General features: G+C 35.7%; 21 protein-coding genes and 1 riboswitch. Of the genes, 15 read left to right on the forward strand and 6 right to left on the reverse strand.

The genetic code is table 11. The features are described 5' to 3' along the window. Nucleotides 1–55 precede the first annotated feature (55 nt). Nucleotides 56–700: a porin family protein gene (locus tag ACT9TX_RS07060; protein WP_481337559.1), complete on the forward strand. Its 645-nt coding sequence runs from the start codon at nt 56–58 to the stop codon at nt 698–700. A 422-nt stretch (nt 701–1,122) separates the two neighbouring features. On the opposite strand, the gene ACT9TX_RS07065 is transcribed toward ACT9TX_RS07060, so the two are convergent. Next, the gene (locus ACT9TX_RS07065) at nt 1,123–1,449 is read right to left on the reverse strand and encodes a PID-CTERM protein-sorting domain-containing protein (RefSeq protein ID WP_481337560.1); all 327 of its coding nucleotides are present in this window, start codon (nt 1,447–1,449) and stop codon (nt 1,123–1,125) included. A 588-nt stretch (nt 1,450–2,037) separates the two neighbouring features. Beyond that, a riboswitch (cobalamin riboswitch) is annotated at nt 2,038–2,241 on the forward strand. 126 nt (nt 2,242–2,367) lie between these two features. Here ACT9TX_RS07065 and ACT9TX_RS07070 point away from each other — a divergent pair. The 6 genes from ACT9TX_RS07070 to abc-f all read left to right on the forward strand — a co-directional run bounded on the left by ACT9TX_RS07070 (nt 2,368) and on the right by abc-f (nt 13,153). Continuing rightward, a complete protein-coding gene (locus ACT9TX_RS07070) occupies nt 2,368–3,345 on the forward strand; it encodes a ribonucleoside-diphosphate reductase small subunit (protein WP_481337561.1) in 978 nt (325 codons plus the stop codon). Between the two features lie 119 nt (nt 3,346–3,464). After that, nucleotides 3,465–5,864, forward strand: a complete 2,400-nt coding sequence (locus ACT9TX_RS07075) for a ribonucleoside-diphosphate reductase subunit alpha (protein ID WP_481337562.1) — start codon at nt 3,465–3,467, stop codon at nt 5,862–5,864. A 182-nt stretch (nt 5,865–6,046) separates the two neighbouring features. Further along, nucleotides 6,047–8,503 (forward strand): TonB-dependent receptor, encoded by a 2,457-nt coding sequence (locus ACT9TX_RS07080; protein WP_481337564.1) that lies wholly within the window; start codon nt 6,047–6,049, stop codon nt 8,501–8,503. Nucleotides 8,504–8,702: 199 nt separating this feature from the next. After that, on the forward strand, nt 8,703–8,993 hold the full coding sequence (locus tag ACT9TX_RS07085; protein ID WP_481337565.1) for a hypothetical protein: 291 nt from the start codon (nt 8,703–8,705) through the stop codon (nt 8,991–8,993). Between the two features lie 719 nt (nt 8,994–9,712). Beyond that, nucleotides 9,713–10,984 carry an ImmA/IrrE family metallo-endopeptidase gene (locus ACT9TX_RS07090; protein WP_481337566.1) on the forward strand — a complete coding sequence of 424 codons (1,272 nt, stop codon included), beginning with the start codon at nt 9,713–9,715 and terminating at the stop codon, nt 10,982–10,984. Nucleotides 10,985–11,254: 270 nt separating this feature from the next. Beyond that, on the forward strand, nt 11,255–13,153 hold the full coding sequence (gene abc-f, locus ACT9TX_RS07095; protein ID WP_481337567.1) for a ribosomal protection-like ABC-F family protein: 1,899 nt from the start codon (nt 11,255–11,257) through the stop codon (nt 13,151–13,153). 156 nt (nt 13,154–13,309) lie between these two features. Here abc-f and ACT9TX_RS07100 read toward each other — a convergent pair whose 3' ends face one another. Both ACT9TX_RS07100 and ACT9TX_RS07105 read right to left on the reverse strand, forming a co-directional pair. Then, entirely contained in the window at nt 13,310–13,501 is a 192-nt protein-coding gene (locus ACT9TX_RS07100) for a CsbD family protein (RefSeq protein WP_481337568.1), read from the reverse strand. 181 nt (nt 13,502–13,682) lie between these two features. Further along, nucleotides 13,683–14,117, reverse strand: a complete 435-nt coding sequence (locus tag ACT9TX_RS07105; RefSeq protein ID WP_481337569.1) for an FKBP-type peptidyl-prolyl cis-trans isomerase — start codon at nt 14,115–14,117, stop codon at nt 13,683–13,685. A gap of 213 nt (nt 14,118–14,330) precedes the next feature. Between ACT9TX_RS07105 and ACT9TX_RS07110 the strand changes: the two genes are divergently transcribed. After that, a complete protein-coding gene (locus ACT9TX_RS07110; RefSeq protein ID WP_481337570.1) occupies nt 14,331–15,269 on the forward strand; it encodes a hypothetical protein in 939 nt (312 codons plus the stop codon). 72 nt (nt 15,270–15,341) lie between these two features. Here ACT9TX_RS07110 and ruvB read toward each other — a convergent pair whose 3' ends face one another. The 3 genes from ruvB to ACT9TX_RS07125 are packed head-to-tail and all read right to left on the reverse strand — an operon-like array spanning nt 15,342 to nt 18,316. Further along, nucleotides 15,342–16,373 carry a Holliday junction branch migration DNA helicase RuvB gene (gene ruvB / locus ACT9TX_RS07115; protein ID WP_481337571.1) on the reverse strand — a complete coding sequence of 344 codons (1,032 nt, stop codon included), beginning with the start codon at nt 16,371–16,373 and terminating at the stop codon, nt 15,342–15,344. A 60-nt stretch (nt 16,374–16,433) separates the two neighbouring features. Further along, nucleotides 16,434–17,948, reverse strand: a complete 1,515-nt coding sequence (locus ACT9TX_RS07120) for a M56 family metallopeptidase (protein ID WP_481337572.1) — start codon at nt 17,946–17,948, stop codon at nt 16,434–16,436. After that, nucleotides 17,945–18,316 (reverse strand): BlaI/MecI/CopY family transcriptional regulator, encoded by a 372-nt coding sequence (locus tag ACT9TX_RS07125; RefSeq protein ID WP_481337573.1) that lies wholly within the window; start codon nt 18,314–18,316, stop codon nt 17,945–17,947. The genes ACT9TX_RS07120 and ACT9TX_RS07125 overlap by 4 nt, the downstream gene beginning before the upstream one ends. Nucleotides 18,317–18,436: 120 nt before the next feature. Here ACT9TX_RS07125 and ACT9TX_RS07130 point away from each other — a divergent pair, with 120 nt between their 5' ends. The 7 genes from ACT9TX_RS07130 (at nt 18,437) to ACT9TX_RS07160 (ending at nt 26,831) form a co-directional block, all read left to right on the forward strand. Further along, a complete protein-coding gene (locus ACT9TX_RS07130; RefSeq protein ID WP_481337574.1) occupies nt 18,437–18,865 on the forward strand; it encodes a MarR family winged helix-turn-helix transcriptional regulator in 429 nt (142 codons plus the stop codon). Nucleotides 18,866–18,925: 60 nt separating this feature from the next. Then, complete coding sequence (locus tag ACT9TX_RS07135) at nt 18,926–19,813, forward strand: NAD(P)H-binding protein (protein WP_481337575.1); 888 nt, start codon at nt 18,926–18,928, stop codon at nt 19,811–19,813. 37 nt (nt 19,814–19,850) lie between these two features. Further along, nucleotides 19,851–20,495, forward strand: a complete 645-nt coding sequence (locus tag ACT9TX_RS07140; RefSeq protein ID WP_481337576.1) for an NADPH-dependent F420 reductase — start codon at nt 19,851–19,853, stop codon at nt 20,493–20,495. Nucleotides 20,496–20,638: 143 nt separating this feature from the next. Then, entirely contained in the window at nt 20,639–23,524 is a 2,886-nt protein-coding gene (locus tag ACT9TX_RS07145) for a TonB-dependent receptor (RefSeq protein WP_481337577.1), read from the forward strand. A gap of 29 nt (nt 23,525–23,553) precedes the next feature. Then, nucleotides 23,554–25,002, forward strand: coding sequence for a hypothetical protein (locus tag ACT9TX_RS07150; RefSeq protein ID WP_481337578.1), 1,449 nt, complete (start codon nt 23,554–23,556; stop codon nt 25,000–25,002). Nucleotides 25,003–25,072: 70 nt separating this feature from the next. Then, nucleotides 25,073–26,500, forward strand: coding sequence for a metallophosphoesterase (locus ACT9TX_RS07155; protein WP_481337580.1), 1,428 nt, complete (start codon nt 25,073–25,075; stop codon nt 26,498–26,500). Between the two features lie 139 nt (nt 26,501–26,639). Then, on the forward strand, nt 26,640–26,831 hold the full coding sequence (locus ACT9TX_RS07160; RefSeq protein WP_481337581.1) for a hypothetical protein: 192 nt from the start codon (nt 26,640–26,642) through the stop codon (nt 26,829–26,831). Nucleotides 26,832–26,945 lie beyond the last annotated feature (114 nt).

Genomic DNA, 26,945 nt, shown 5'->3' on the forward strand with positions numbered 1-26,945 from the left:
AGGTCAATTTTGGCACGGTATTTTGTTATGTGCAGTAGAATTAAAACTATAGAACATGAAAAAGACAATCATCGCAGCTGCTATGCTGTTTGTAACAATTGTGAATGTAAAGGCACAAGACACAAAAACTGCCGAAAAAACCAATGGCTTGCATTTTGGGTTAAGAGCTGGTTTAAACTTGGCTAATATTATTAAAACTGATGACAATAACTATTCTACGCAACTAAAGCCAGGCTTTAATGCTGGTGCTTTTTTGGAATTGCCTATTGTAAATGGATTTAGCATTCAACCAGAGCTTCAGTTTTCTCAAAAAGGATATAAAACAACAGGTAGCACAGTGGTTAATGGTAACTATGAGTATAATGTAACAACCAATTTTATTGAAGTACCTATTCTTGCGAAATTTTCGCCTAGTAAAAACTTTGGTATTGTTGTAGGTCCGCAGTATTCATTTTTAATATCTACAAAAACAAACTTTACAAGTGCTAATACCAGCTATCAAAAACTAGTTGAAGAAGACAATAACAACCTAAAAAAGAACATTTTTGGTGGTGTAGTAGGTATTGAAGCTGGTGCAAGTGATGTTTTTTTCTCTGCCCGTTACAATATTGATTTTCAACAAAACAATGGTGATGGCAGCAGTACCGTACCAAAATACAAAAATCAAGTTTTTGCTTTTAGCGTAGGGGTACGTTTCTAACTATTACTTACAAAAAAAAAGGATGCCCAATTGGGCATCCTTTTTTTATGTATCTACTGTATCAAACCTTCTGATTAATGAATAAAAGCCCTACCCGCCACAAGTGGAAACGCCAAAAAGATTTATTGTTTGGGTTTGAGATCTGTAATGGTTAACTAGCTACTCTTAAACTTGTTCCCATAGCTATTCGGAACTTTGTTTTCACTCCAGCGGAGTGACATATTTGGAGCAAAATGGTCATCAAACAATACATTCAACCCCAATTAGGGGTTGAATTAAATTCGCATGAATGCTGCTACAAACATTTAATTCCTAAAGGATTATTAAAGTTCCGAACATCTGTGGACTTTTTCCGAAGGGCAAGTTGAAGTACAGATAAAAGGCATTTCAGATGCCACAATACATAATAGTATAATCACTAACTACTCAACCTGCCGCACTATGCGTAAGGGATGATAGTGAATAGTCTCATGGTATTGAACTAAGAATATCGCTCCAATCTTATCCATATTAAATAATATATTTTTTCTACCCTTGATTTTTTTAGCAACATAACCAACACCTGCTGCTACTAGTAAGCTTAGGCAGCCATCTATGGGTACAGTTTCGCCTGAATCGTTACCTGGGTCAGAAATTTGTGCATGTAAACTTGGTAGCATGGCTATCATTATAAAAATAATACAGCTCAATGCTTTAAGAAATTGTGGTTGCCGAATGGTAGCTACGATATTTTTTATTATCAGTTTCATGTTGTTAATATTTTGAAGCGAATAAGTTTGTGGTTAACATAAAATGAATTAGAAACATCTAGTCACAATATCTATTATTCGAATATAATTTAGTTCTTGTCAATACAAACACTGGTAGTAAATAAAATATTGATACTCATACTCTGGTGCTTTTTTATTTGCCCCAAAAGCCTTCTTTTTGCTAAATAAGTGTTAACAAGACAATTAAAATAAAGGTCTTTTAATTGCTGGCCATCATCAAACTTTTACAATAGAATCCTTTACTCATAGGCATTACAGCCAGTAAACTGCATTTGGAAATCATAAAAAGCGAACAAAATGGGTTTCTACCACTGTTTTAACCCGTGTACTTTTACATTGTGTTAGTGAAATAAGTAACTAATCACCACAAAAAATATTTTCATCTCTTTTTCATATGGCAAGCAATCGTTAGAGGTCGTTCCGTTTCCACGGAAAGACCCTTTTTATTTTTAGCCCTTTTTGCGCAAATTCAAGCCCAATAAGCCTTATTTAAAATTTCATTTTTGTTCAGAAATTGTTTTCAACAGCAGGTTAATAACAAACTACAATCTTCAAAAAAATAGCTGCTAGATTGCAGTTGAATTTGGTTGCACGCATGACTACCATCGTACGTGAATTAAAAGGGAATTAAGTGAAAATCTTAAACTATCCCCGTAGCTGTAAAAATCCTATAAAAAATTGTTTACTACTTACGCCACTGTTTTAGCAATAAAATGGGAAGGCTCAAACAACGGATGAAGTCAGAAGACCTGCCAAATTCACAACCAACAACAACGAATCAACACTTTCGGGTGAAGAGTGATGTTCTGATAATCTCTTGCAGAAAAGCAATATCTGCAGGACAATTTCAGCGCAAAACTGTACAACATTTGAAAATTTTAAATATCTGAATGTACCATGACAATGCAAGCAACTGAGGAAGTACTTTTAAAAGAGAACAAGGATCGTTTTGTTATTTTACCAATTAACTACCCTAGCATTTGGGAGCATTATAAGCGTCACGAAGCTAGCTTTTGGACGGCTGAGGAAATAGACCTTGGTAGCGACATGAAAGATTGGGAAAGTTTAAATGATGGTGAACGTCATTTTATTAGTCATGTATTGGCGTTTTTTGCTGCAAGTGATGGTATAGTGAATGAGAACTTGGCAGTAAACTTTATGAGTGAAGTGCAATTGCCGGAAGCAAGATGCTTTTACGGTTTTCAAATAATGATGGAAAATATTCACAGTGAAACTTATGCTTTGCTGATAGATACTTACATTAAAAACGCTGAAGAAAAATACAAATTATTTCATGCGATTGATACCATAGCTGCTGTGAAAAAGAAAGCAGAATGGGCTTTGCGCTGGATAGACAATGGCAGTTTTGCTGAACGTTTGGTGGCTTTTGCAGCTGTAGAAGGTATTTTCTTTAGTGGTAGTTTTTGCTCAATCTTCTGGTTGAAGAAGAGAGGTTTAATGCCAGGCTTAACATTTAGTAATGAATTGATAAGCCGTGATGAAGGCTTGCATTGCGAATTCGCTTGTTTATTGTACAAAATGTTGCAAAATAAATTATCTACAGAGCAAGTAACTAAGATTATTACCGATGCTGTAGCCATTGAAAAAGAATTTATTACCGAAGCATTGCCTGTAGGTTTAATAGGTATGAACGCTGCGCTTATGCAACAATACATTGAGTTTGTGGCAGACAGATGGTTGAGCGAATTAGGTTACCCAACGATTTATAACACCACAAATCCGTTTGACTTTATGGAAATGATTTCGCTGCAAGGCAAAACCAATTTCTTTGAAAAGCGTGTGGGTGATTATCAAAAAGCTGGTGTAATGGGTACAAAAGATACCCAAGCATTTTCGCTTGATGAGGATTTCTAGGTCTATTGCTGCAAAGCGAACAGAACGTAGAAGTGAGTGACACAACAAAAGCCCAATAGTAGTATTACTGCTGGCAAACAAAAGAAGAAAACAAGTACATCATAAATATATAGCGCATCATGTTTGTAATAAAAAGAAACGGCAAAAAAGAGTCTGTAAAGTTTGATAAGGTTACAGCTAGACTTGAAAAATTATCTTATGGCCTAAGCCCAATGGTGAACGTAATAGACGTGGCGAAGAAAACCATTGAAGGTATTTACGAAGGCGTAGCTACTACCGAGTTAGATAATCTAGCGGCTGAAACAGCAGCATCGCTTACTATTACACACCCTGATTATGCGATTCTTGCATCGAGAGTGGCTGTAAGTAACCTACATAAAAATACCGTGAAGAGCTTCTCTGACACGATGAGAAAGCTTTACAACTATGTAGATGCTACCACTGGAAAGCATTTGCCGTTGATTGCTGATGATGTGATGCAAATAATTGAAGAGCACGCTGATTTGCTAGATAGTACTGTTATTTACGACCGTGACTTTGCGTTTGATTATTTTGGTTTTAAAACCTTAGAAAAATCGTACTTGCTTAAAATAAATGGTAAAATAGTAGAACGTCCTCAGCACATGTACATGCGTGTGGCTGTAGGTATTCACAAAAACGATATTGATAGCGTGATTAAAACCTATCACCTAATGAGTGAGCGTTGGTTTACACATGCTACACCTACCCTATTTAATGCGGGTACACCAAAACCACAAATGAGTTCTTGCTTTTTATTGACCATGAAAGAAGACAGCATTGATGGTATTTACGACACTTTAAAACAAACAGCTAAAATCTCGCAAAGTGCTGGCGGTATTGGTTTAGCTATCCATAACATTAGAGCAACAGGTAGTTATATTGGTGGTACTAATGGTACTAGCAATGGTATTATACCAATGTTGCGTGTATTTAATGATACAGCACGTTATGTAGACCAAGGTGGTGGTAAACGTAAAGGTGCATTTGCAATTTATTTAGAGCCTTGGCACGCAGATGTGTTTGAGTTTTTAGATTTACGTAAAAATCATGGTAAAGAAGAAATGCGTGCAAGAGATTTATTTTTTGCATTGTGGATGAGTGATTTGTTTATGACACGTGTAGAAGAAAATGGTGAATGGAGTTTGTTTTGCCCAAATGAAGCACCTGGCTTAAGCGAATGCTGGGGTGATGAATTTGAGAAATTATACACTAGCTACGAAGCTGCTGGTAAAGCAAGAAAAACCATTAAAGCACAAGAACTTTGGTTTAAAATATTAGAATCGCAAATAGAAACTGGTACGCCATATTTATTGTATAAAGATGCTGCTAATAGTAAAAGCAATCAGCAAAACTTAGGTACTATTAAAAGTAGTAACCTATGTACTGAGATAATGGAATACACAAGCCCTGATGAAGTGGCTGTATGTAACTTAGCTTCGCTTGCGTTACCACGTTTTGTAATTGATGGCAAATTTGACCACCAAAAATTATACGATGTTACTTACCAAGTAACCAAAAACTTAAACGCTGTTATTGATAATAACTACTATCCTGTAGAAGAAGCAAGAACATCTAATACAAGACACCGTCCTGTAGGCTTAGGTGTACAAGGCTTGGCAGATGCGTTTATTATGTTGCGCTTACCATTTGAAAGTGAGCTAGCAAAAATGTTGAACAAAAACATTTTTGAAACCATCTATTTTGCTGCAATGACTGCTAGTAAAGACCTTGCGAAAGAACATGGTGCTTATGAAACTTACCAAGGTTCACCAGTATCAAAAGGTATTTTCCAATATGATATGTGGGGCGTTACACCAACTGACCGTTGGGATTGGGCAAGCTTAAAAGAAGAAGTGAAAAAATATGGTGTGCGTAACTCGCTATTAGTAGCACCAATGCCTACAGCTTCTACCTCACAAATATTTGGTAACAACGAATGTTTTGAACCATACACCAGCAATATCTATACACGTCGTGTATTAAGTGGTGAGTTTATTATTGTAAACAAACATCTATTGAAAGACTTAGTAAGCCTAGGTTTGTGGACCAATAATATGAAAAACAAGATTATTGCGGCTAACGGTTCTATTCAAAACATTGATGAAATACCAACAGATATTAAAGAGCTGTACAAAACTGTATGGGAAATAAAGCAACGTAATTTGATAGATATGGCAGCAGATAGAGGTGCTTATATCTGTCAATCACAATCGTTAAATTTATTTGTAGATAGCCCTACAACTTCTAAGTTAACGTCTATGCATTTTTACGGCTGGAAGAAAGGTTTAAAAACAGGTATGTATTACCTACGTAGCCAAGCTGCTACACAAGCTGTACAGTTTACCGTAGAAAAACAAGGCAGCCAAGAAGTATCGCCAGTAATACCAAATATGCAAGTTGCTAATGCAAGTACTGCAACAGTATCAGATATAGAAGCTACACAAGTAGATGGCCCAAGTTGCACGATGCAAGATGGTTGCATTAGTTGTGGTTCTTAATTTGCAAAATCACTTTATAATACCAATAAAAAGGTTCGTTCAAAATATTTTGAACGAACCTTTTGCTTTTTACATGTAATAGCGTTGCAGACTTTATTTACACAAAATAAATCAACTACAAAAAGTAAGCAGAATTGAATTGTTATTTTGTAATATCATTTATCACCAACCTTAGTATTCACGTGAGATTTTATTTACTTCCTATCCTATTTTTTGGCTTTTTATCTACCGCTTTTTGTCAACAGTCTTTGCCTACTGCTACCTATCAAATTTCTGGTAAAATAGTAGATGCAACGGACAAACACCCACTTGAATACGTAACCATCTCTTTATTAAACAGCGATAAAAAAGTAATTAATGGTACGATTACCAATAAAAAAGGCGAATTTATACTGATAAAACTGCAAAACGGTAATTACAACCTGCTGGTGCAATCGCTAGGCTATACTGATATTACTAAGGCAATTGTCATTCAAAATAGCACACTAGCGTTAGAGCCAATATTACTACGCAACAAAACCACCGATTTAAACGCTGTAACCGTTACTAGCAAGCGATTAGCCATAGAAAATAAGCTGGATAAAATGGTGTTTAATGTAGAGAAAGATATTAGTTCGCAAGGCGGTGTTGCAACCGAAGCTTTAAAGAAAATTCCTGGTGTAACAGTTGATATTGATGGCAACGTAGAGTTATTAGGCAACCCAAGTGTTAAGTTTTTGATTGATAGTAGACCTTCTGCTATTTTTGGTAATAGTGTGACAGATGCCTTACAAAGCATTCCTAATAGCCAAATACAAAGTATTGAAGTGATTACAAGCCCTTCAGCTAAATACGATGCAACTGGTACTGGTGGCATTATCAATATTATTTTAAAGAAAAGTAAGATAGAAGGCTTTAATGGTAACCTAAGTATTGCCGCAGGTACAAGGCTAGAAAATGCCAGTTTAAATAGTAGTTATAAAAAAGGCAATATAGGTATCAATGCCTATTTTAGTGGCAATGCACAACTAACTTCAAGCACACCAAACGGCTTGGATAGAATGACTGCTACCAATACACAACGCTTAGTACAACAAAGCACTACAGATGTTAATCGAAATGGCTATAAAGGCGGTATGAGTATGGATTGGGCTATTAGTAAAACTGAAACTATTAATGCTGCTTTTGGCTTCGATCATTTTGGATTTAAAAATCATGGGGCTACCAATCAACACAGCATTCTTTATAATACTTCTGGTAGCGAATTATCAAATATTGTAACCAATAGAAATGCCGATAATGCATTAAATGTTACCGATTTTGAGAACAGTATTGCTTACAGAAAAAAGTTTAAAAGAGAAGGGCAAGAACTAGAGATAGCTTACAATGGCACATTTGGCAAAAACACAACATCTTATAATCAGCAGCAATTTTATACTGGTAATACCAGCGCTTTTGCTGGCTCAAATAGTAGCAATCCTGGTAAAGAAAATGAAGTGAATATTGAAGTGAATTATAGCTATCCAATAGCAAAAGAAACCACACTAGAAACAGGCTTTAAAACAACCTTTCAGTCTATCATTAGCAATGCAGATGTGTTTACTTTAAACGCCTCTACAAGTAATTTTTCTAAAGATAATTTACAATCTTACACCTCAGATTATCGTAGAACTATTTATGCTGGTTACGCTTCTGCTAACTTCACTTTGTTTGATGCGTTGGAAGTAAAAGCCGGTGCTAGATATGAGTACACCGTTAGCAAAGCAGATTATTCTACAGCGCATAATGTAGCTATACCAAATTACTCAAACCTAGCACTATCGCTTATTATAGGCTACAAGTTAGCTAATCAACAAAGCATTAAACTGGCTTACTCTTATAGAATTGAGCGGCCAGATTTTCGTGACTTGAATCCCTTTATGAACCTTACCGATCCACACAATATCACCACAGGCAACCCTAATTTACAACCAGAAGTTGGTAACAAAATTGAGTTTGGTTACAATAAAAATTACGAGAGCGGTGCCAACATTAATATCATAGCTTATTACCAACGCAATAGCCCAGATATTAAGCCATATATCACTTATTACAGCAGCTATAAAATTGGCGATTCTACTTACAACGATGTAACCGTAACTACCAGAGAAACCATTAGTGCAGAAGTACGTGCTGGTGTAAATATGTCTGGCTCGCTGCCTATTACCCAAAAGCTCACATTGCGACCAAATATTCAATTGTTCAATAGGCATTTAAACAACCCTAATGTAGTACCAGCTATTACCAATGCATTTGGCTTTAGAGTTAACCTCAACATCAGTTATCAGTATTCTAAAACCCTTGCTGCCGAAGTGTTTGGCAATTATAACCTTGGTATGCGCTGGCAAGGCAAGCAGACCGATGTTTATGCTTACACCTTTGCCATTCGCAAACAGTTTAGCAATAACAAAGCAAGCTTAGGCTTAATTGCTGTCAATCCTTTTAACAAATATATTAACCAAAAAAGCCAGCAACTTACACAAGACTTTACCTCAAATATTTATCGCAATGTGCCCTACCGTTCTTTCGGCATCACGTTTACCTACAAGTTTGGCAAGCTAAAAATTACCAAAGCCAAAGAGCCTGAAAACTTTAATTATGTACCACCTACCGAGAATTAAAACAAACAAGAATTGTACAAATAAAACTATTAAATAAATAGCTTAAAAGCCTTGCTACAACTACATATTAGCCACTTGCACTACTATTCATACAACTTTGTACTGCTTATTTATACCAAAAAGTAACCTTCACCTTAAAAGTTAACAATTAATTTAAAACAATTGACTAATCTTATGGCAAATACCCTAAACCTCTGCCATGTCACCCCTTACCCCTACTGTAACTATTACCCAACAGGTTTTTGATTTTATGATGATTGAAGTCAGTCATCCAGACATTACAAGCACATATAGCTATGCCATTATTGACCATAATAACCAAGCCATTCGCAAAGGGAATTTTAGAGGGCAAATGGTACAGCTGCGCCTAAGCCATATACCAGAAGGTAAATATCAGTTTAGCCTACATCATAACGATGCCTTGGTAAATACCATTGCTTTCGAGAAAAAATCAGCAGCCTTCGATAAGGCACAGTTGTTTGGTAAATAATGCAGCTTCTAAAATAGCGTTCGTTATTTGTTGACAGAGAGTAGCAACCGCTTAGCGATATACCAACTAGGGTAGAAAAATTTGGTAACCAGCATATGTACAAGCACAAAGCTGTAGTTGCGTCCTTTATATTGCCTTGGGTTTTATTATACAACAGGCTACTAATTATTATAGATTTCTTTTTTTGGTACTTTTTTTATCAATTTAGTTTTTTGTGTTGATAAGACCTAACCCATCAGAAGTGCACACTGAAGCGCTTGGTACTTTACGCAGCTTTTTCCTTAGCGTAGAGATTTCACACAACGAAACAAAGAAGGCAAAGGGCACAAAGATAAATTTATCAAACTGTGACATCTTGACTTAAATTGACCATAAAAGTGCTTCAAATGGGTATTTTTTATGCACAATTGTCCAAAAGAATAAAATATTTTATTCCCAGACAATCTTTTTTCACCGCTGGAATAACATTTCTTGTTAACTGAAGACCTTTTTTTATCACCTAACGAAAACATTTTAGTAAAAGACATAAACATTTTATCATAGAAACAACATTTATTGCCAAACAGTGGATTTTTGGGTGAAAAAGGCGAACAAACAAAATAAAAGAATGAAATTTATACTATTTTAGCAATAAGTAATTCGTTTTATCGACACCTATATGATTTATACTTGAACGCAGGACTTACGAATTCTAATCAATATGTAATCAAACTAGCAAAATGACTAACACAAGTTCTTATAGTAAAGGTGATTTGCTTGAAGCAAAGTCTTATGAATTATTAAAGACATTGCTTGAAAATGATGATTTTTATGTTAGTGGTAAAAAGAGTAAAATTTTTAGGAAAAAAGGGTATTACTCTGAAAAGCGTAAATCCGAAATAATTTTTGACATATCAATAGAGACTTATCTAAACAACACAAGTAACTATTCACTTTTAACCCTAATTGAATGTAAAAATTACAAATCGCAAGTTCCAATAAATGATATTGAAGAATTTGAATCAAAAATTAGTCAAATTAGTGAACATAATACAAAAGGGATAATTATTACCAATAATTCATTCCAGTCTGGCGCTTATAATTTCGCAAAATCGAGTGGTATTGGTTTGGTTAAAGTAAATAATAACGATGAGTTCGAATGGTTAGTAAATAGAAAAAACAACTCAACCCCTGTTATAAAAATTTATGACGCAATTGATTTTTTAGAAAATAATTCAAAATCGGAATTAAATTTTATAGCAGCAAATCAAAATTTTGTTTTATCAACACTTTCAGAATTACTTATTCAGATTCAGGTAATAGATTTTTTCAAGCACAAAGAAAAATTCATCAATATTCCTTTTGTAACAAAAGATAAAATTGAACAGATAATCTCAAGATTAAGAAATCACCATATTTATACAGAATACTCAATAGACGAAAATAAAATCTGTGATTTACTTAAAAGCAAGTATGGAGTATCATTTGATTTTGAAAATCAACTACCAGATAATATTTTAGGCAGAATTGAATTTAACCCATTAAAAATTCAAGTAAGCTACCACATAAAACAAGATTTACACAGATGGAGATTTACCTTAGCTCATGAAATTGGGCATTTGATATTACACTCTAAGATTCTCTCGGAAAAAATCGACAACAAGAGTGATACTGATATAACATTATCATTCAAATACAATGTGTCTGAAATGACTACAAAACGATTAGAATATCAAGCAAATTTTTTTGCAAGTAGTTTATTATTACCATCTGAAACATTAATTCCAGTTGTGGCTAAGTATTTTGCAAAAAAGAGAATATTCAAAGGGCATCTATTTTGGGATCAGCAACCTGTAAATCAAGAATTAGTTTTTGAACTACTATCTGAAGTCAGTTCGCTATACAAAGTATCAATTGAAGTTGTAAGAATTCGCCTTATCACCTTAGGCTTATTACATGACAATAGGTATAAAAGTTTAAAGACTCTTTTAAGCGAAATTGGATTGAGCTAATATCAGCTTCTAAAACTAGAAATTTCATAGCCCATAATCATCCCTTCAATCCTACAAATCCTACAAAATCCCCGTTCAGACAGAAAAAGCTGCACAGCGTACAAAGCGTAAAAGTGTGCGACGCAACGATGCTAGATAGTAGTACAAATGCTGGTTACATCATCTTCTTTTTACAATATCATTAGATGCTTCCTTCGTCAGCATGACATCACACATCATAAATCAAACTTCACACATCATACATAGCCCACAGTGTTATATTTGCCGCCTATGCATTATGTTTCTGCCGAAGGGCTTACAAAAAGTTTTGGTGTTAATCCACTGTTTAACAATATTTCATTCCACATAAACGAGGGCGATAAAATTGCGCTGATTGCTAGAAATGGCGTGGGAAAATCTACCTTATTGCGCATTTTGGCGGGGCAAGAAACGGCCGATAAGGGCAAACTATTTGTAAATAAAGATGTAACAGTGGCACTGTTTGAGCAAGACCCTCACTTTGACGAAAGCAAAACGGTTTTGGAAAATATTTTCAGTAGCAATCACCCAATAATGACGGTGATGCGTGAATATGAAGCGGCTATTGAGGAAGATAATGGCGAAAAAATTACTGAATGCATTGGTAAAATAGATGAGCTTGGTGCGTGGGATTATGAAGCGAAAGTGCAGCAGATATTGGCTAAACTGAATATTCACCACCTACAAAATGTTGTAAGCAGCCTGAGTGGTGGGCAACGTAAACGTGTGGCTTTAGCAAAAACCTTGATAGACATTGGGTTTGAACACCAACACACGTTGTTGATGATGGATGAACCGACCAATCACCTTGATGTAGGCATGATTGAGTGGCTGGAAAACTATTTGAATCAAGAAAGTATTACGCTGCTATTAGTAACCCACGATAGGTACTTTTTAGATGCTGTGGTAGATGAAATATGGGAGCTAGAACGTGAAAATATGTACACCTATGTGGGTGATTACGAAAACTATGTAGAGAAAAAAGCGGCCAGAATAGAAAGCGAATTATCGAGCATTGACAAGGCTAAAAACGAATACCGCAAAGAGCTTGAATGGATGCGTAAGCAACCAAAAGCCCGTACCACTAAAAGCAAAAGCCGACAAGATAATTTTTACGATGTAGAAGCCAGAGCCAAACAAAAAATTGAAGATGTAAACCTGCAATTGCAAGTAAAAATGAGCAGGCTTGGTGGTAAGATTGTAGAGATGAAAAAAGTGTATAAAAGCTATGGCGACTTGCCAATACTAAAAGGCTTTGACTACAACTTTAGCAAAGGCGAACGCATTGGTATTATTGGTAAAAATGGTGTGGGTAAAAGCACTTTCTTAAATATTTTATTGGGTTTAGAACCTGTAGATAGTGGCAAGGTAAGCACTGGTGAAACCATTGTATTTGGCAATTTCTCTCAGCAAGGTTTGGTGATAAAAGAGAACATGCGTGTGATAGAATATGTGAAAACATTTGCTGAAAATTTTCCACTAGCAAATGGCGGTAGCTTAACAGCAGCGCAGTTTTTAGAGCTATTTTTATTTACACCAGATAAACAATACACGTACTTAAACAGCTTAAGTGGTGGTGAGAAAAAACGTTTACAATTGTTAACGATTTTATTTACTAATCCTAACTTTTTAATACTAGATGAGCCTACCAACGATTTGGACTTACCTACATTGGCGGTGCTAGAAAGATTTTTAACTGAGTATCAAGGTTGTGTGCTAATTGTAAGCCACGATAGGTATTTTATGGATAGATTGGTAGACCACTTATTTGTATTTGAGGGTGATGGTGTGGTGAGAGATTTTCCTGGTAACTATACCTTGTTGCGCTTAGAAGAAAAGGAAAAAGAGAAGAAACAAGGCGCAGGTAACAAGCCTCAAGAAGAGAAGAAAGTAGAACCAGTGAGCCAACCAGTAACTAGTAATCAGCAACCTGCAACACCTACCAAGAAACTAAGTTTTAAAGAGAAACAAGAGTTTGAGCAAATAGAAAAAGCAATGCCAAAGCTAGAAGCAGAGAAAGTGGCTTTAGCAGAGCAAATGAGTGCAGGCAACCTGAGCTTTGATGAACTAAAAAAGATAAGTGATAGAATGATAGCCATTACTGAAGAACTTGAAGCAAAAGAATTGAGATGGCTTGAGTTGAGTGAGTAATTGTCTGAACAAAGATTGTCTGAACGGAGATTTGGAAAGATTATTAGGATTAGAGGGAAATAAAAAGGGATTGAAAAAGCAGTTTGAGCGTTTTCAATCCCTTTAATCTTTATCATCCATCTAACCCGATAGCTATCGGGTCCAGGTTCAGACAAGTTATTTATCCAATGATTTCAACCATTCAATAACGCCTTCACGAGTTTTACCAGTTTTCTGTTGCAGTTTGCCATACAATTCATCTTCTTTACCTTCTTCGTGTTTTAAATCATCATCTGTTAGGTCTGCGTAAGCTTGTTTTACTTTACCTTTTAATTCGTTCCATTTGCCTTTTAATTCTAAACTGTCCATAATAATAAGTTTTAAGTGATGTATTTATTGTCACACATCACTATGCTACTATCATGCCAGTTGTCTGAACCTAGATTTTTAAGATTATTGGGATTAAATGGAAATAAAAAAGGGATTGATAATGCATAACACTATCAATCCCTTAAATCTTTAAAATCTATCTAAACCTCTTTCAGACGAACTATTTAAAACTTATTAATTCTACATCAAAAATAAGTGTGGTGTTAGGCCCTATTTGTGCACTTACTTGTCTGCTACCATAACCTAAGTGCGGTGGAATAAAGAAACGAAATTTGCTACCTGTAGGCATGTATTGTAAACCTTCTGTCCAGCCTTTAATTACGGCACTTAAAGGAAAAGATGCAGGCACGCCACGCTGTACACTACTATCGAAAATAGTTCCATTAATTAATGTACCATGATAATGACAAGTAACTGTGTTAGAAGCTTTTGGTTTTTCACCAGCACCTAAGGTTAATACTTGGTATTGTAAACCACTTTCTAGCGTTACAACACCTTCTTTTGTTTTGTTAGTTGCTAAAAAATCTTCGCCCTCTTTTAAGTTGGCGGCACTTTTTTCTGCATTTAATGCGGCTAATCTATCTGCTACACCCATGATATAAATTTTGTAGCGAAATTAAGGTGATACAAGTAGTTGCAAACAATGATTTTTTGCGCAGCGCTTTACAAACCCACCACAAACTGCGTAATTAAACAGCGGTATCTACACAAATTACTACATACAACTTACACGTTATTCTATCTGCTGTCATTAATTACAGGGGCATCTTTGGTGTATATATCCAATCACTGTCTAAAACCATATCCAATGACACTACCTAAAATGTACCATTTATTGGTACCGTTCATTAAAAACAATGAGCCGCAAGGAAAACGTGACGAAACCATTTGGGTAAAATCATTTACCACACCACAACAAGCAACTACCGATGCCTCAACAGTTAACTACAAGCTGTATCATCAAAGAAATAAAGAAACAACACTGTCGGTATCTTTTAAATCATCTAACGATACAGAAGTTACAACGCTTGCAAATGCTGCACCCAAAAGCACACCTGAAGCTGCAAAAAATATTTTCTCAAAGTCAAGAACTTTAGATGGGATAGATAATTTTGCTAGCCATCCAGAAAGTAGTATTGCGTTACAATGGTATGTGGCTAATGTTCTGCCAAAACATGCCGAAGACAATCTTTTAATTGATAGCGACTTTAACCATATAGATTGGCTAAATACGCCCGGGCCACTATACACTACCAATAAAAATATTTATGGTTCAGGCAATATTATTGCACAGCACAATATTGCTTGTAATAAACGTAAAAATCAAGTGGTTTTTAAGCAACCCTTCACCAAAAAAGAAAGCGAGAAAACCCTGCTTGCGGTAGAACTTGACGACTACGAAGGCTATTATTTTGATGGCAACAAACATTGGAATAAACAAAGAATCATTAGCTGGTGGGATAAAAGTGAAGAACGCATTTTGGCTATACTAGACCTATACAAGCAAGAATTATACATGCCTCAAAAAGCAAGTAATGCAGATGAAGATTTTAAACGCCCTACACCTGAAAACTTTAAGTACTGGCTAGACTTTTACCAAAGTAGTATGAAAAACTATTTACAATGGTACATTAAACAGTTAACGGGTGAAACTGTGGTGCTACCAGAATTACAAATAGACTGTTCTATAAAAGAGAAGCTGGACAAAATTTTCTTCTTAAAATTCTTGTCAAAAATTAGCGAGTAAATTGTGTTTGTTTTGGTTAATAATACAAAAGCCTTACTGTAAAAGTAAGGCTTTTGTATATGAAGTACATTATTAGCTAAACAAGTTAGGATGCTTACCAGCAAAGGGTTTTAACCCTAAATGCGTGTACGCTTTTTCAGTGGCTTCTCTGCCACGAGGTGTGCGTTGCAAAAAGCCTTCCTGAATTAAAAATGGTTCATACACTTCTTCAATAGTACCACTTTCCTCGCCTACTGCTGTGGCAATAGTTGTAAGCCCTACCGGACCGCCTTTAAACTTCTCTATTATAGCGCTTAAAATGCGGTTATCCATTTCATCAAGACCATGTTCATCTACATTTAAAGCACGCAAACCATGCTGTGTAATGCCAATATCAATAATGCCATCATTTAATACTTGAGCAAAATCTCTAACCCTACGCAGCAAACCATTAGCTATACGTGGCGTACCACGGCTACGACGGGCAATTTCAAACGCAGCCTCTTTACTAATTTCTGTATTTAAAATTCTGGCGCTTCGCTCAATAATTTTTTGCAAAACAGTGGCGTTGTAATACTCTAAACGTGATTTTATGCCAAAACGAGATAACAATGGCGCAGTCAACAAACCACTACGCGTTGTAGCACCTACCAATGTAAATGGGTTTAAGTTTATTTGAATACTACGAGCATTAGGGCCTGTATCAATCATAATGTCGATACGAAAATCTTCCATAGCAGCGTATAAATATTCTTCTACAACAGTACTTAACCTGTGAATTTCATCGATAAACAACACATCATTAGGCTGCAAATTAGTAAGCAACCCAGCCAAGTCACCTGGTTTTTCAATTACAGGGCCGCTTGTTTCTTTAATATTTACACCCAATTCATTGGCCACAATACGGCTTAAAGTGGTTTTACCCAAACCTGGCGGGCCATGAAACAACACATGGTCTAAAGCTTCACCACGAATTTTGGCGGCTTTAATAAAAATGAGCAAGTTCTCAATTAACTGTGGCTGACCGCTAAAATCATCAATAGCAGCAGGCCTAATAGCATTTTCAAACTCTTTATCGGCACTAGTTACAGGCTCGTTGGTATTATGTAAATTAAGATTAGACATTGGCTACGAAAATAGCTAAATAAATGTCTGAACGGGGATTTTGATAAATCAGAGTCTTCATCATTTAACAACTGTAACATTTCTTATAAAGTGTGTCACCATCATCGGCTCATTTTTTTTTGCCATTGATTCGTCGTAATACTTTTGATAATAAGCTTTGGTCATCATATTTACTTGATGGGTGTAGCTTCGTCCAACTTTGGCAGCACCATATAATTTACTAATATCAAATTGGGCGAAATCTGAGGCTTTATAATTGTTTAACACCTCATTTTTAACGCATTTATCGTCGATCCAAATACCATAAATATTTGCTTTTTTTAAATTATTAAACTGCGTTTCAGTAGGTACTTCAGGCTTTGATGGACCTAAATATTTACAAAAAGCAACACTTTGCTTTAATTGCTGTTGCATACTCATTTGTTTAAAAATAATTATCAGCCTAGTTTTATCTTGCTGAGAAATATCTCTAAAAATTGATTGCCATCTATTCGTTGTGTCTCTTTTATATTTTTTTACAATTGTCTCATATTCTTGCATTAATTCATCAGAAGCATCCGTAGCAGAAAAACCAATAGAACGCTTCACAAAATAGGCTTCCATACCCTTAGCTAACTTCTCGTTTGCAGGCTTCTTAGAATTTTCGGCAGAAACATTTGAAGGTACTTTTTCAGTAAATTTTTTCAACGTATCCTGTGCAATTGTTTTTGAACTGAATACAAAAATCAAACTACCTATAATTGGTACAATGGCTAATTGCTTCACCGCTTTTCTAGTGAATGAAGTTGTTTTGTTCATCATAAGTAAACGCTTTTTTGTTATTAAAAAATTAAATTGACTTGCAAGATGATTGAATACGGGTTTATTTGCTTGCGCTAATAATAAGTATTGATAAGATGCCACATCATTATATGTTTCTAGTGCAGCAGCATCTGCTAAAAATTCGTGATTAAGTTGAATGGCTTTTTTGTACAAATAGAGAAATGGGTTAAACCAAAAAATGATGCTTAAAACTTCAATAAAAAGAATATCAAGCGAATGCTTTTGTTGCACATGTGCAAGCTCATGATTAAGTATTGCTTCATCTACAGCGCCATTTTCGTAATCTTCTTTTGCTATAAATATGTACTTTAAAAAACTATGTGAAATAAAGCTTTGTGGCAATAGTACGAGTTGTGTATTTTGGTATAAAGACGTCTCACTATTTTTTACTTTCAACCACAATTGAAAAAGGTTTCTAGCAAAACGAATGAGCAAGATGACACTAATTAAAAGGTAAGTTGCTAGTAGCAAATTCGGCCAAATATCAATATGCTGTACAGGGTCTTCAATGGCACTTGACACCGATTTAAAAGTAGTTTCTGTTACTGAAAATATAGTTTCTGAAGCTCCATTATCAGTTGTAACAGGTATTTGCTGCTTCACTTCAATAAATGGTACAACTAATGCAAAAATTAAACTGAGTAGTAAATAATATCTATTAAAGCGGTGCATCTTTTCTTTAGCAAGCAATGCATGGTAAACCAATAATAATACAGCTGAGCAAAGCACCATCTTTACCAAGTAAGCTATCATTTTTTATTACGTTTTATTTCTTTGTCAATAATCGTTTTTAATTCTTCTAACTCTTCAGCACTTAAATTACTTGTAGTGGTAAAAAATGATGCAAACTGCATGGCTGAATTACCAAAATAATCTTTGATAATACCCTTTACATGTTTAGAAAAATAATCTGACTTAGTTACAAGGGCGACATATTCTCTCGAATTGCCAAAAACATTATAGCCTACAAATCCCTTGTCTTGCATACGCTTAAGCAATGTGGCTACAGTTGTTGTGGCTGGTTTGGGTTCAGGATGTTGCTCAATTAAGTCTTTTAAAAATACTTTTCCAAGCTTCCAAATTAACTCCATTAGCTGCTCTTCAGTTTTCGACAATTTCATTATTCTACACTTTGTTATCTTATTCTACAAATGTAGAATATAATTTAAAAGAAACAAAAAAATATTTTTCCCAAAATCATTTGTATATACAAACAAAGTCCCTTTATATTTGCAACGTAAATGAAAACATCTGAAAGTAAATATTGCAAGTGTCTATATTTTACCACCAATGCCTTGGCACGTAAGGTTGAGAAACTGGCGCTAGAAAGCTGGAAGCCTGTAGACCTCTCGCCTAGCCATGCTTATTTGCTGATGATGGTGTTAGAAGAACCGGGTACACAACCTAGTTGTATTGCCAATCATTTACAACTTAGCCCAAGCACTGTTACCAGATTAATTGAAAAACTAGAAGAACGTCAGTTAGTAACTCGTACCACTGAAGGCAAACAAACCAACGTCTATCCATCGGCAGCGGCAAAAGCTTTATTACCTAAGCTTACACAATGCTTAAATCATTTTTACAATAATTATAGCACTATTTTGGGTAAAGATGAAAGTTGCAAACTCATAACCAATATGGGTTTGGTGGCCGATAAAATCTCGGTCTAAATTTTTTTTACCACATCATTTGTATATACAAATATTAATCACAAAATAAAACACACAATTATGAATTACGTTATCACAGGTTCTATTGGCCACATTAGCAAACCAGTTGTTAATCAATTAGTTGCTGCAAACCATCAAGTTACAGTTATTACAAGCAACATTGAAAGAGTTGCAGACATTGAAGCACTTGGTGCAGTTGCCAAAGTTGGCTCAGTAGAAGATGTAGCATTTATTACCAGTGCTTTTGCAGGGGCAGATGCAGTGTATTTAATGATTCCGCCCCTTTGGAAAACTGACAATTGGTTTGGCTATCAGCAAACTGTGGCTGATAATTATGTAGCCGCTATTACCGCAAACAATATTAAATATGTGGTGCAATTAAGCAGCATTGGTGCTCACATGCGTAAAGGTGCTGGCCCTATTGATGGTTTGGGTTATTTAGAAGAACTATTGCTTGGTTTGCAAGATGTAAATACCATTGCATTAAGGCCTTCTTACTTTTTTTATAACCTAATAAACCAAATTGGGTTGGTAAAACAAGCTGGTATTTTTGGTGCTAATTATGGTAGTACCGATGAGAAATTAGTATTGGTTGATACCAGTGATATTGCGGCTGTAGTGGCTGAGAAATTGCTGAATTTATCATTTACTTGCTTTACTACACAATACATTGCTAGTGATGAAGTTAGTACCGATGAACTTGCTAAAGTATTGGGCGAAGCCATTGGTAAACCTGGTATACCTTGGGTAACTTTTACCGATGAACAAGCCTTACAAGGTATGCTAGGTGCAGGTTTAGATGCAGAAATTGCAAATGGTTATACTACAATGGGCGCATCTATTAGAAGCGGTGCTATTCAAGAAGATTACTGGAAAAACAAACCTACCTTAGGCAAGTATAAATTGGCTGATTTTGCCAAAGTATTTGCGGCTGCTTACAACGCGTAAATTACACTAACATTTACAACTATAAAAATTTACAATTATGAAAATCGGTATTTTAGGTTCTGGCATAGTAGGCACTACTTTAGCCACCGCATTTTTAAAAGAAGGCCACGATGTAATGCTTGGTACAAGGTCTATTAGTAAACCAGAAGTAATAGATTGGCTTGCTAAAAATCCCACAGGTAAGGCAGGGCTGTTTAACCAAGCAGCAAGTTTTGGCGAGATAATCGTATTGGCTGTAAAAGGTTCAATTGCAGCTACCGTAATTGCTAGTGCAGATAGCAACAATTTAGAAGGCAAAACAATTATTGATGCCACCAACCCAATTGAAGATTCTTTGCCGCCGGTAAATGGTGTATTACAATTTTTCACACCACAAAACACATCGCTAATGGAATCTTTACAAGCAAATGTGCCATTGGCAAATTTTGTAAAAGCATTCAGCTGTGTAGGCAATGGGCTTATGTACAAACCACAACTAAAAGAGACACCTACCATGTTTATTGCTGGCAACAGTGATGCAGCAAAAGTAACGGTAACAAGCATTTTAACAAGTTTTGGTTGGGAAACAGCCGATATGGGTAAAGCTGAAGCCGCTCGTGCTATAGAGCCATTATGTATACTTTGGTGCATACCTGGTTTTATAAACAACCAATGGTATCATGCTTTTAAATTATTAAAGTAATAAATTTAATTTTCACCAAGAGCCATTCGCTAAAAACGAATGGCTCTTTACTTTATTATTATAGGTTTGCCCCAAAAACAGCTTTTTTTGTCCACACAAACTCTGTAGTAATTCTGTAGGAGTTATTACTGAATCGTTACCAAATGGCTACCAAATCGTCATCTAATTCTTACCATTTTGTTAATGGTATTTCTACCAACTTACAAAAGACACATTTGCAGCGTAAACTAAACGCTTTAAAAATGATTCCTCTATTTACGTGCATTAAAAAGCACACACTTTTGCTAGCAATAATACTGCTTGCTACAATTAGTTCATTTGCACAAAACATTAAGGGTAAAGTAGTAGATGCTGCTACTGGCGAGCCGTTGGTAGGTGCAACTGTTTCATTAGCTAATACTAAACTTAAAGCTTTAGTAAGGATAGATGGTTATTACGTATTTAACAAATTAGCTGCGGCAACCTATACTTTAAAAGTAAGTTATGCAGGCTATAAAGTAGGTAAAGATGTTACCGTGACTGTTGGTACAAATGGTACCGTATTGGCTGACTTTAATTTAGAATCTACCGCTACAGAATTGGAATCTGTTTCTGTAAATACCAACGCAGGAAGAGATGGTGATAAAGGTGCTAGAAGAATAGAAAAAATTGCTGACCCATTATTAAATGTATTGTCTGCAAAAACTATTCAACTACTGCCAGATATTACTGTGGCAAATGCCTTGCAAAGAGTAAGTGGTGTAACAATTGAAAAAAGTGGTTCTGGTGAAGCACGTTACCCAATTATTCGTGGTATGGAAAAACGCTACATTAATACATTGGTAAATGGTATTAAAATTCCAAGCCCTGATAATAAAAGCCGTTACATTCCTTTAGACTTATTTCCCTCAGAATTGCTAGAAAGATTAGAAGTGAGCAAAAGTTTAACACCAAGTATGGAAGGCGATGCCATAGGCGGTACCATTAACCTAGTAATGAAGGATGCACCTAATAAATTATTGGTACAGGTAAATGCTGCGACAGGATATAACACTACTTTTTTAACTGAGAACTACAGCAAGTTTGATAAAAGTAGCATGAACAAATTATCACCTGCTGAAATTAATGGCACTACATATGTGGCTACACCAAAAGATTTTTCTACTGCGCATTTAAATTATACTGACAAAAAATCTCCAATCAATACTACCTTAGGCTTAACAGTAGGTACCCGTTTTGGTAAAAATCAACAGTTTGGTTTTATTGTATCTGGTAGTTATCAAAATATTTATCGTGGTACTACTTCAAATTTCTTCTTGCCAAACTCTCAACCGGGTTTAAACAATGTGCCTTTGTTTTCTGATTTACAGTTACGTAAATATTCTGTACAAAGCCAGCGCATAGGCATAAATGGTAAGTTGGATTTTCACATTAACAAGAACAACAAAATTTCATTGGTAAATACGTTCGTTCGTTTAGATGATTACCAAACACGTATTGTTTACGATACAGTGGCCTTAAACTCTGTGGTAGATAATTGGCAAAGAAGCCAATGGCAATACCAATCTATTTACAACAGTACCTTACAAGGCCTACACAAGCTTACTTCTAATGTAAAATTAGATTGGAGCTTGGTGTATTCTGTAGCTAATAATCACATACCAGATCAATCGCAATTTATACACCAATATGCTATTGTGGCCACAAGTTTAACTTCTGATAAGTTGCAAAAAATGAGCCGCATTTGGACACACAATAGCGATAAAGATTACTCAGCTTATGTAAATGTTACTAACAATATGAAGCTTGCTGGTAAAGCATTAGAGCTTAAAGCAGGTGGTTTATTGAGAAGCAAACAAAGAGATAACTACTATGCATCGTATAGCTTGGGACCAACATCTGGCGCAGTTTATACAACAATTAATAATGCTTCTTTTGAATTTTCGCCATTAGCAGATGGAACGCCAAAGCCTAATGGCAACAACTACAATTTTAAAGAAACCGTTAGTGCTGGATATGTACAAGGTAAATTACAAGTAACTAGAAATTTAGAGGCTTTAGGTGGCGTAAGAGTTGAGTACACTAATCAACATTATGAAACACAATTAACCCAAGATGTAGAGGCAGGGAAATCTGGTACCATTACTTACACAGATATATTACCAAGTTTACAGTTTAAGTATGCGATTAACAAAAATCAAGTGTTACGCTTGGCTTATTACAAAGCATTAGCAAGACCAGGTTTTGCTGAAATGATACCTGATGGTACTGATGGTGAATTTTTTAGAGAACAGGGCGATCCAATTAATCTCAAACATTCTCTTGCCGATAATTTAGATTTACGCTATGAGTTATACAGTAAAAATGCAGACCAACTATTGTTAGGTATTTTTTACAAAAATATTAAAGACCCCATTGAAATTTCAGCCGTAAGACCTAAAGGAATTAACAGTCTGTACTTACAGCCAATTAATAATGGTGCTGCTACCAATTATGGCTTTGAAGCCGTGTTTACAAAATACTTTGGCGTATTTGGTATATCTGCAAATTATACATATACACAATCTAACATTACTGATAGCGTTATTTATTCTTATAGGAGTACTTCTGGTCCAAATACTGGTTTTAGTGTTTCTGCAAAAACGACAGAAACTAGACCATTACAAGGTCAATCAAATCACGTTGGTAACCTATCATTAATTTATAAAAATCCTAAAATTGGTTTAGATATTCAAGTAGCTGGTGTGTATACAGGCGAAAGAATTTCTTTCTTAAGCCCTTACTTAGGTTTAAATTATTGGCAGTCACCAACTACACAGTTAGACTTCTCGTTCGAGAAAACTGTAGTTAAGAAATTAACGGTATATGGTAAGGTGAACAATATTACCAACACACCTTTTATATTGTCTGTCCACCAGTCTTACGATAGTTATTTACAATCAAGCGGTTCAAGACCATTGGCTTTACAAACAGATCCTGCTAATAAAATCATTATTCAGAAAGATTATTACAAAACATCTTTCTTGTTTGGTGTGCGTTACAAACTATAATCAATAACTAACTCTTTAATAACAAATACATGAAACAGAATATAGTAAATCTATTCATCCTTGCAGCATTTGTACTAGCCACATCTTGCACTAAAGAACAAGACAATAAAGATTTGTGGAAAGCTGTAGTACAAGTAGCATCGCCTATAAGCGAGACAACTTGTTTATCTGGTGCTGTAAAAGGTACCATGCTTGCAGGTAAAACTTACAATGTGTGTGGTGATATTACGGTAAACGCTACTGATACGCTAATTATACAGGAAGGCGTAACCCTTAATTTTAATTTAAACCCTTCAACAGCCGTATCGCCGGCGGTACCTAATGCGCCAACAGGTTTAGGTGTTAAAGGCACTTTACTATGTATTGGTACTAAAGAAAGACCAATTACCATTACTTACCCTGGTGTTACTAAAACAGATCAATTAGGTTCAGATCCTAACGCTGACCCTGCTTTAAAAGGTAAATGGACTGGCATTATTGGTGCAACAACTTGCCCTTTAATGGTAATAAAATGGACTCACGTAGAATTTGGCGGTGCAACTATTAGCTCAGTATTAAAAAGCTTTACAGGTGCTTCTAGCCCTTATTCTTTATACTTTGCAAATCCTGCCGGTGTATTTGTGCTTGAAGATTCTTGGCTGTACGGTAGTGTTGATGATCCCTTTAGAATTAATGGCGGCAAAATTCATGTAATGCGCAATACATTTGAAAAATGTGGTTACACAGGTGGTGAAGCAATGAACTCTAAAGCTGGTACTATTGGCGATTTTGCTTATAATCTTTGTGTAGGTATGGCTACCAATGGCCCTAAAATGTCCAACGTAAATGTATTACCAGGCTTTCCTTCTACCAATGTTAGGGTGTTTAATAATACCATTGTAAATAGTGGCTATAGACGTTCATCTGCCGGTCGTGGTGGGTCTATCAACTTTGAAGAAGGAGCAAGTGGTATGGCTTACAATAATTTAATTGTAAACTGTAAGTTTGGCTTACGTGTAGTAAGTGGTCCAATAGCCGATACTGCAAATCTTAGATACGGGTATAATTGGTACTATGCAGATTCAATATCTGTAGCAAGTCAGTTTATTCCATCTGGCCCAGTAAGTAATTGTATTAGCGTTCCTCAAGAAACAGATATACCTAAACCATCAACTTATTTGCCATCAGGTTGGGCAGTTAGTACTACTACAGGAAACCCAGTTTACACTGCACCAGCTTCGGTAGTTGGTATTAATAATCCACAATTTATTAATGCACCAGTGCCTTTGCCTGCCGGTTTATTGTTGCGTGATATCGCTGTTGTAGGTTCTTACAATTTTGCTTTAAAGCCAACATCGCCTTGTATTGGTGCAGGTTACACTGGTTTTAGCCCAAGGGCAGATGTGCCTCTGCATCCTTTGTACGGTGCTAGCGAAATTACAGCGCCAGGTAAAGACATAGGTGCTTATCAAAGTAACGGTAGAGGTAATCAACATTAAACTTTTTATTTACAAAACGCACCATCAATTTGATGGTGCGTTTATTTGTTTAATAGCTAAAGAAATCAAGATGAAAAATAAAATACTAGCCTTACTCTTACTGATTATTTGTTGCAATGTAAATGCACAAACCAACAGTGATGATGCTTTTGTAGTAACCCCTTATTTGCAAATAGGCAGCAATCCTACAGCACAAACTTTGCAGTTACTTTGGCAAACTAAAGATGCTAGTGCCACATGGTCAGTAGAGGTTTTAGTAAATAATAATTGGGTGAAAATGGCTACGCCAACTGCTACAACTATTGCTATTGCTAATGCGACAGCACATATAGTGTACAGAGCTACATTAACAGATTTGGTAAGTGGTAGCACTTTTACCTACCGTGTTTTAAAAAATGACAAAGAAGTATTTACTGCAAAAGCACAAGCGCCTAAAACTGCTAATCAAACACAACGTTTTGTGGTATTTGGCGATATTGGTGCCGGTACAAAAGAAGCCAAGCAAATAGCTAATGGTGTGTACAATGCAAAAGCTGATATGATTTTAGTACCTGGCGATATTGTGTACGATTATGGCACTATTGCAGATTATAAAACGAAGTTTTGGCCCATATACAATGCACTAAAAGCAGATTCAGTTGGTGTGCCTTTAATGCGTTCAATACCATTTGTAGGTGCAGTTGGCAATCATGATGCAGATAGCCGTGACCTTGATAAACAGCCCGATGCATTGGCTTATTACCACTATTGGGATCAACCTTTAAATGGCCCTATAGGTAAAGAAGGTAGTGCCATTACACCTTTGCTTAAAGGTAGCGATGCTAATAAAAAAGCATTTTACGAAGGTGCTGGCAATCGTTATCCAACCATGGCTAATTTCTCTTTTAATTATGGCAATGCACACTGGACGGTCTTAGATGCTGATACCTATGTAGATTGGACCGACAGTGCTTTGGTAGATTGGGTGAAGCAAGATTTAGATAGTTCTAAAAGTATGCAATGGCATTTTGTACTGTATCATCATCCAGGGTTTAGTTCTTCGCTAGACCATTTTGAGCAGCAACAAATGCGCTTGCTAGCACCTGTGTTTGAGAAGGGTAAAGTAGATGTGGTATTTAATGGTCACGTACACAATTACCAACGCAGTTACCCAATGTTTTTTGCACCCGTAAAAAAAGGTGTGGTGATAGTAGGTGGCAAAGACAATAAAACCATACGTGGTAGAGTTGTGGTGGGCAAATGGACACTTGATAAAACTTTTGACGGTAAAACCAACACACAACCTAAAGGTGTGATATACATAGTTACAGGTGCTGGTGGCCAAGATTTATACGACCCTGAACAAGAAAATGATGCTGATACTTGGCAGAAATTTACCAACAAATTTATCTCTACCAAACATACATTTACCATAGCTGACTTAAATGGTAAAACCCTTACTATTAAACAGGTTGATGCCAATGGCAAGCCTGTAGATAGTTTTACTATTACCAAATAAATTTTAGAATCCAATATTCATAACTATAAATAGGCTAAGCTTTTCGGCTTAGCCTATTTTGTTTTTTGTAACCAACTTTAGTAGTACTATGATGCGTCTGTTGCGCACACTTGAGCGGTAGTGTACAACTGTCTAGTTTTTGCAAACGATAGTTACCATTGAGATGTATGGTTATCTAATGATTGTAAACGCCTTTTTAATAGCGGTGTACAATAGTTTTATTGTAGCAAACGATATTTACTACAAGAGCGTACACTCATCTATTTTTGGCAAACGATTATTTAACAACGGTGTACGTTTGTATAATGGCTGTGTACGATTATTTTATTGAAAAATATGCTTGTATAGCGAAGACGTACGGTTACATCCAGGGCAAACGCATCTAAATTTCTTTAAAGAGTATATTTTCTAAGAACTTATCGTTTAATATACACATCATCCTTTT

The sequence above is a fragment of the Parasediminibacterium sp. HNIBRBA5674 genome (genome assembly GCF_056745525.1).

Excerpts from the sequence above, each read along its gene's own strand:
- ACT9TX_RS07060 (WP_481337559.1), top strand. The coding sequence starts at position 56 with ATGAAAAAGACAATCATCGCAGCTGCTATGCTGTTTGTAACAATTGTG.
- ACT9TX_RS07145 (WP_481337577.1), top strand. The coding sequence starts at position 20,639 with ATGGCTACCAAATCGTCATCTAATTCTTACCATTTTGTTAATGGTATT.
- ACT9TX_RS07070 (WP_481337561.1), top strand. The coding sequence starts at position 2,368 with ATGACAATGCAAGCAACTGAGGAAGTACTTTTAAAAGAGAACAAGGAT.
- ACT9TX_RS07090 (WP_481337566.1), top strand. The coding sequence starts at position 9,713 with ATGACTAACACAAGTTCTTATAGTAAAGGTGATTTGCTTGAAGCAAAG.
- ACT9TX_RS07075 (WP_481337562.1), top strand. The coding sequence starts at position 3,465 with ATGTTTGTAATAAAAAGAAACGGCAAAAAAGAGTCTGTAAAGTTTGAT.
- abc-f (WP_481337567.1), top strand. The coding sequence starts at position 11,255 with ATGCATTATGTTTCTGCCGAAGGGCTTACAAAAAGTTTTGGTGTTAAT.
- ACT9TX_RS07130 (WP_481337574.1), top strand. The coding sequence starts at position 18,437 with ATGAAAACATCTGAAAGTAAATATTGCAAGTGTCTATATTTTACCACC.
- ACT9TX_RS07140 (WP_481337576.1), top strand. The coding sequence starts at position 19,851 with ATGAAAATCGGTATTTTAGGTTCTGGCATAGTAGGCACTACTTTAGCC.
- ACT9TX_RS07065 (WP_481337560.1), bottom strand. The coding sequence starts at position 1,449 with ATGAAACTGATAATAAAAAATATCGTAGCTACCATTCGGCAACCACAA.
- ACT9TX_RS07110 (WP_481337570.1), top strand. The coding sequence starts at position 14,331 with ATGACACTACCTAAAATGTACCATTTATTGGTACCGTTCATTAAAAAC.
- ACT9TX_RS07125 (WP_481337573.1), bottom strand. The coding sequence starts at position 18,316 with ATGAAATTGTCGAAAACTGAAGAGCAGCTAATGGAGTTAATTTGGAAG.
- ACT9TX_RS07155 (WP_481337580.1), top strand. The coding sequence starts at position 25,073 with ATGAAAAATAAAATACTAGCCTTACTCTTACTGATTATTTGTTGCAAT.
- ACT9TX_RS07105 (WP_481337569.1), bottom strand. The coding sequence starts at position 14,117 with ATGGGTGTAGCAGATAGATTAGCCGCATTAAATGCAGAAAAAAGTGCC.
- ACT9TX_RS07150 (WP_481337578.1), top strand. The coding sequence starts at position 23,554 with ATGAAACAGAATATAGTAAATCTATTCATCCTTGCAGCATTTGTACTA.
- ACT9TX_RS07120 (WP_481337572.1), bottom strand. The coding sequence starts at position 17,948 with ATGATAGCTTACTTGGTAAAGATGGTGCTTTGCTCAGCTGTATTATTA.
- ACT9TX_RS07085 (WP_481337565.1), top strand. The coding sequence starts at position 8,703 with ATGTCACCCCTTACCCCTACTGTAACTATTACCCAACAGGTTTTTGAT.
- ruvB (WP_481337571.1), bottom strand. The coding sequence starts at position 16,373 with ATGTCTAATCTTAATTTACATAATACCAACGAGCCTGTAACTAGTGCC.
- ACT9TX_RS07100 (WP_481337568.1), bottom strand. The coding sequence starts at position 13,501 with ATGGACAGTTTAGAATTAAAAGGCAAATGGAACGAATTAAAAGGTAAA.
- ACT9TX_RS07135 (WP_481337575.1), top strand. The coding sequence starts at position 18,926 with ATGAATTACGTTATCACAGGTTCTATTGGCCACATTAGCAAACCAGTT.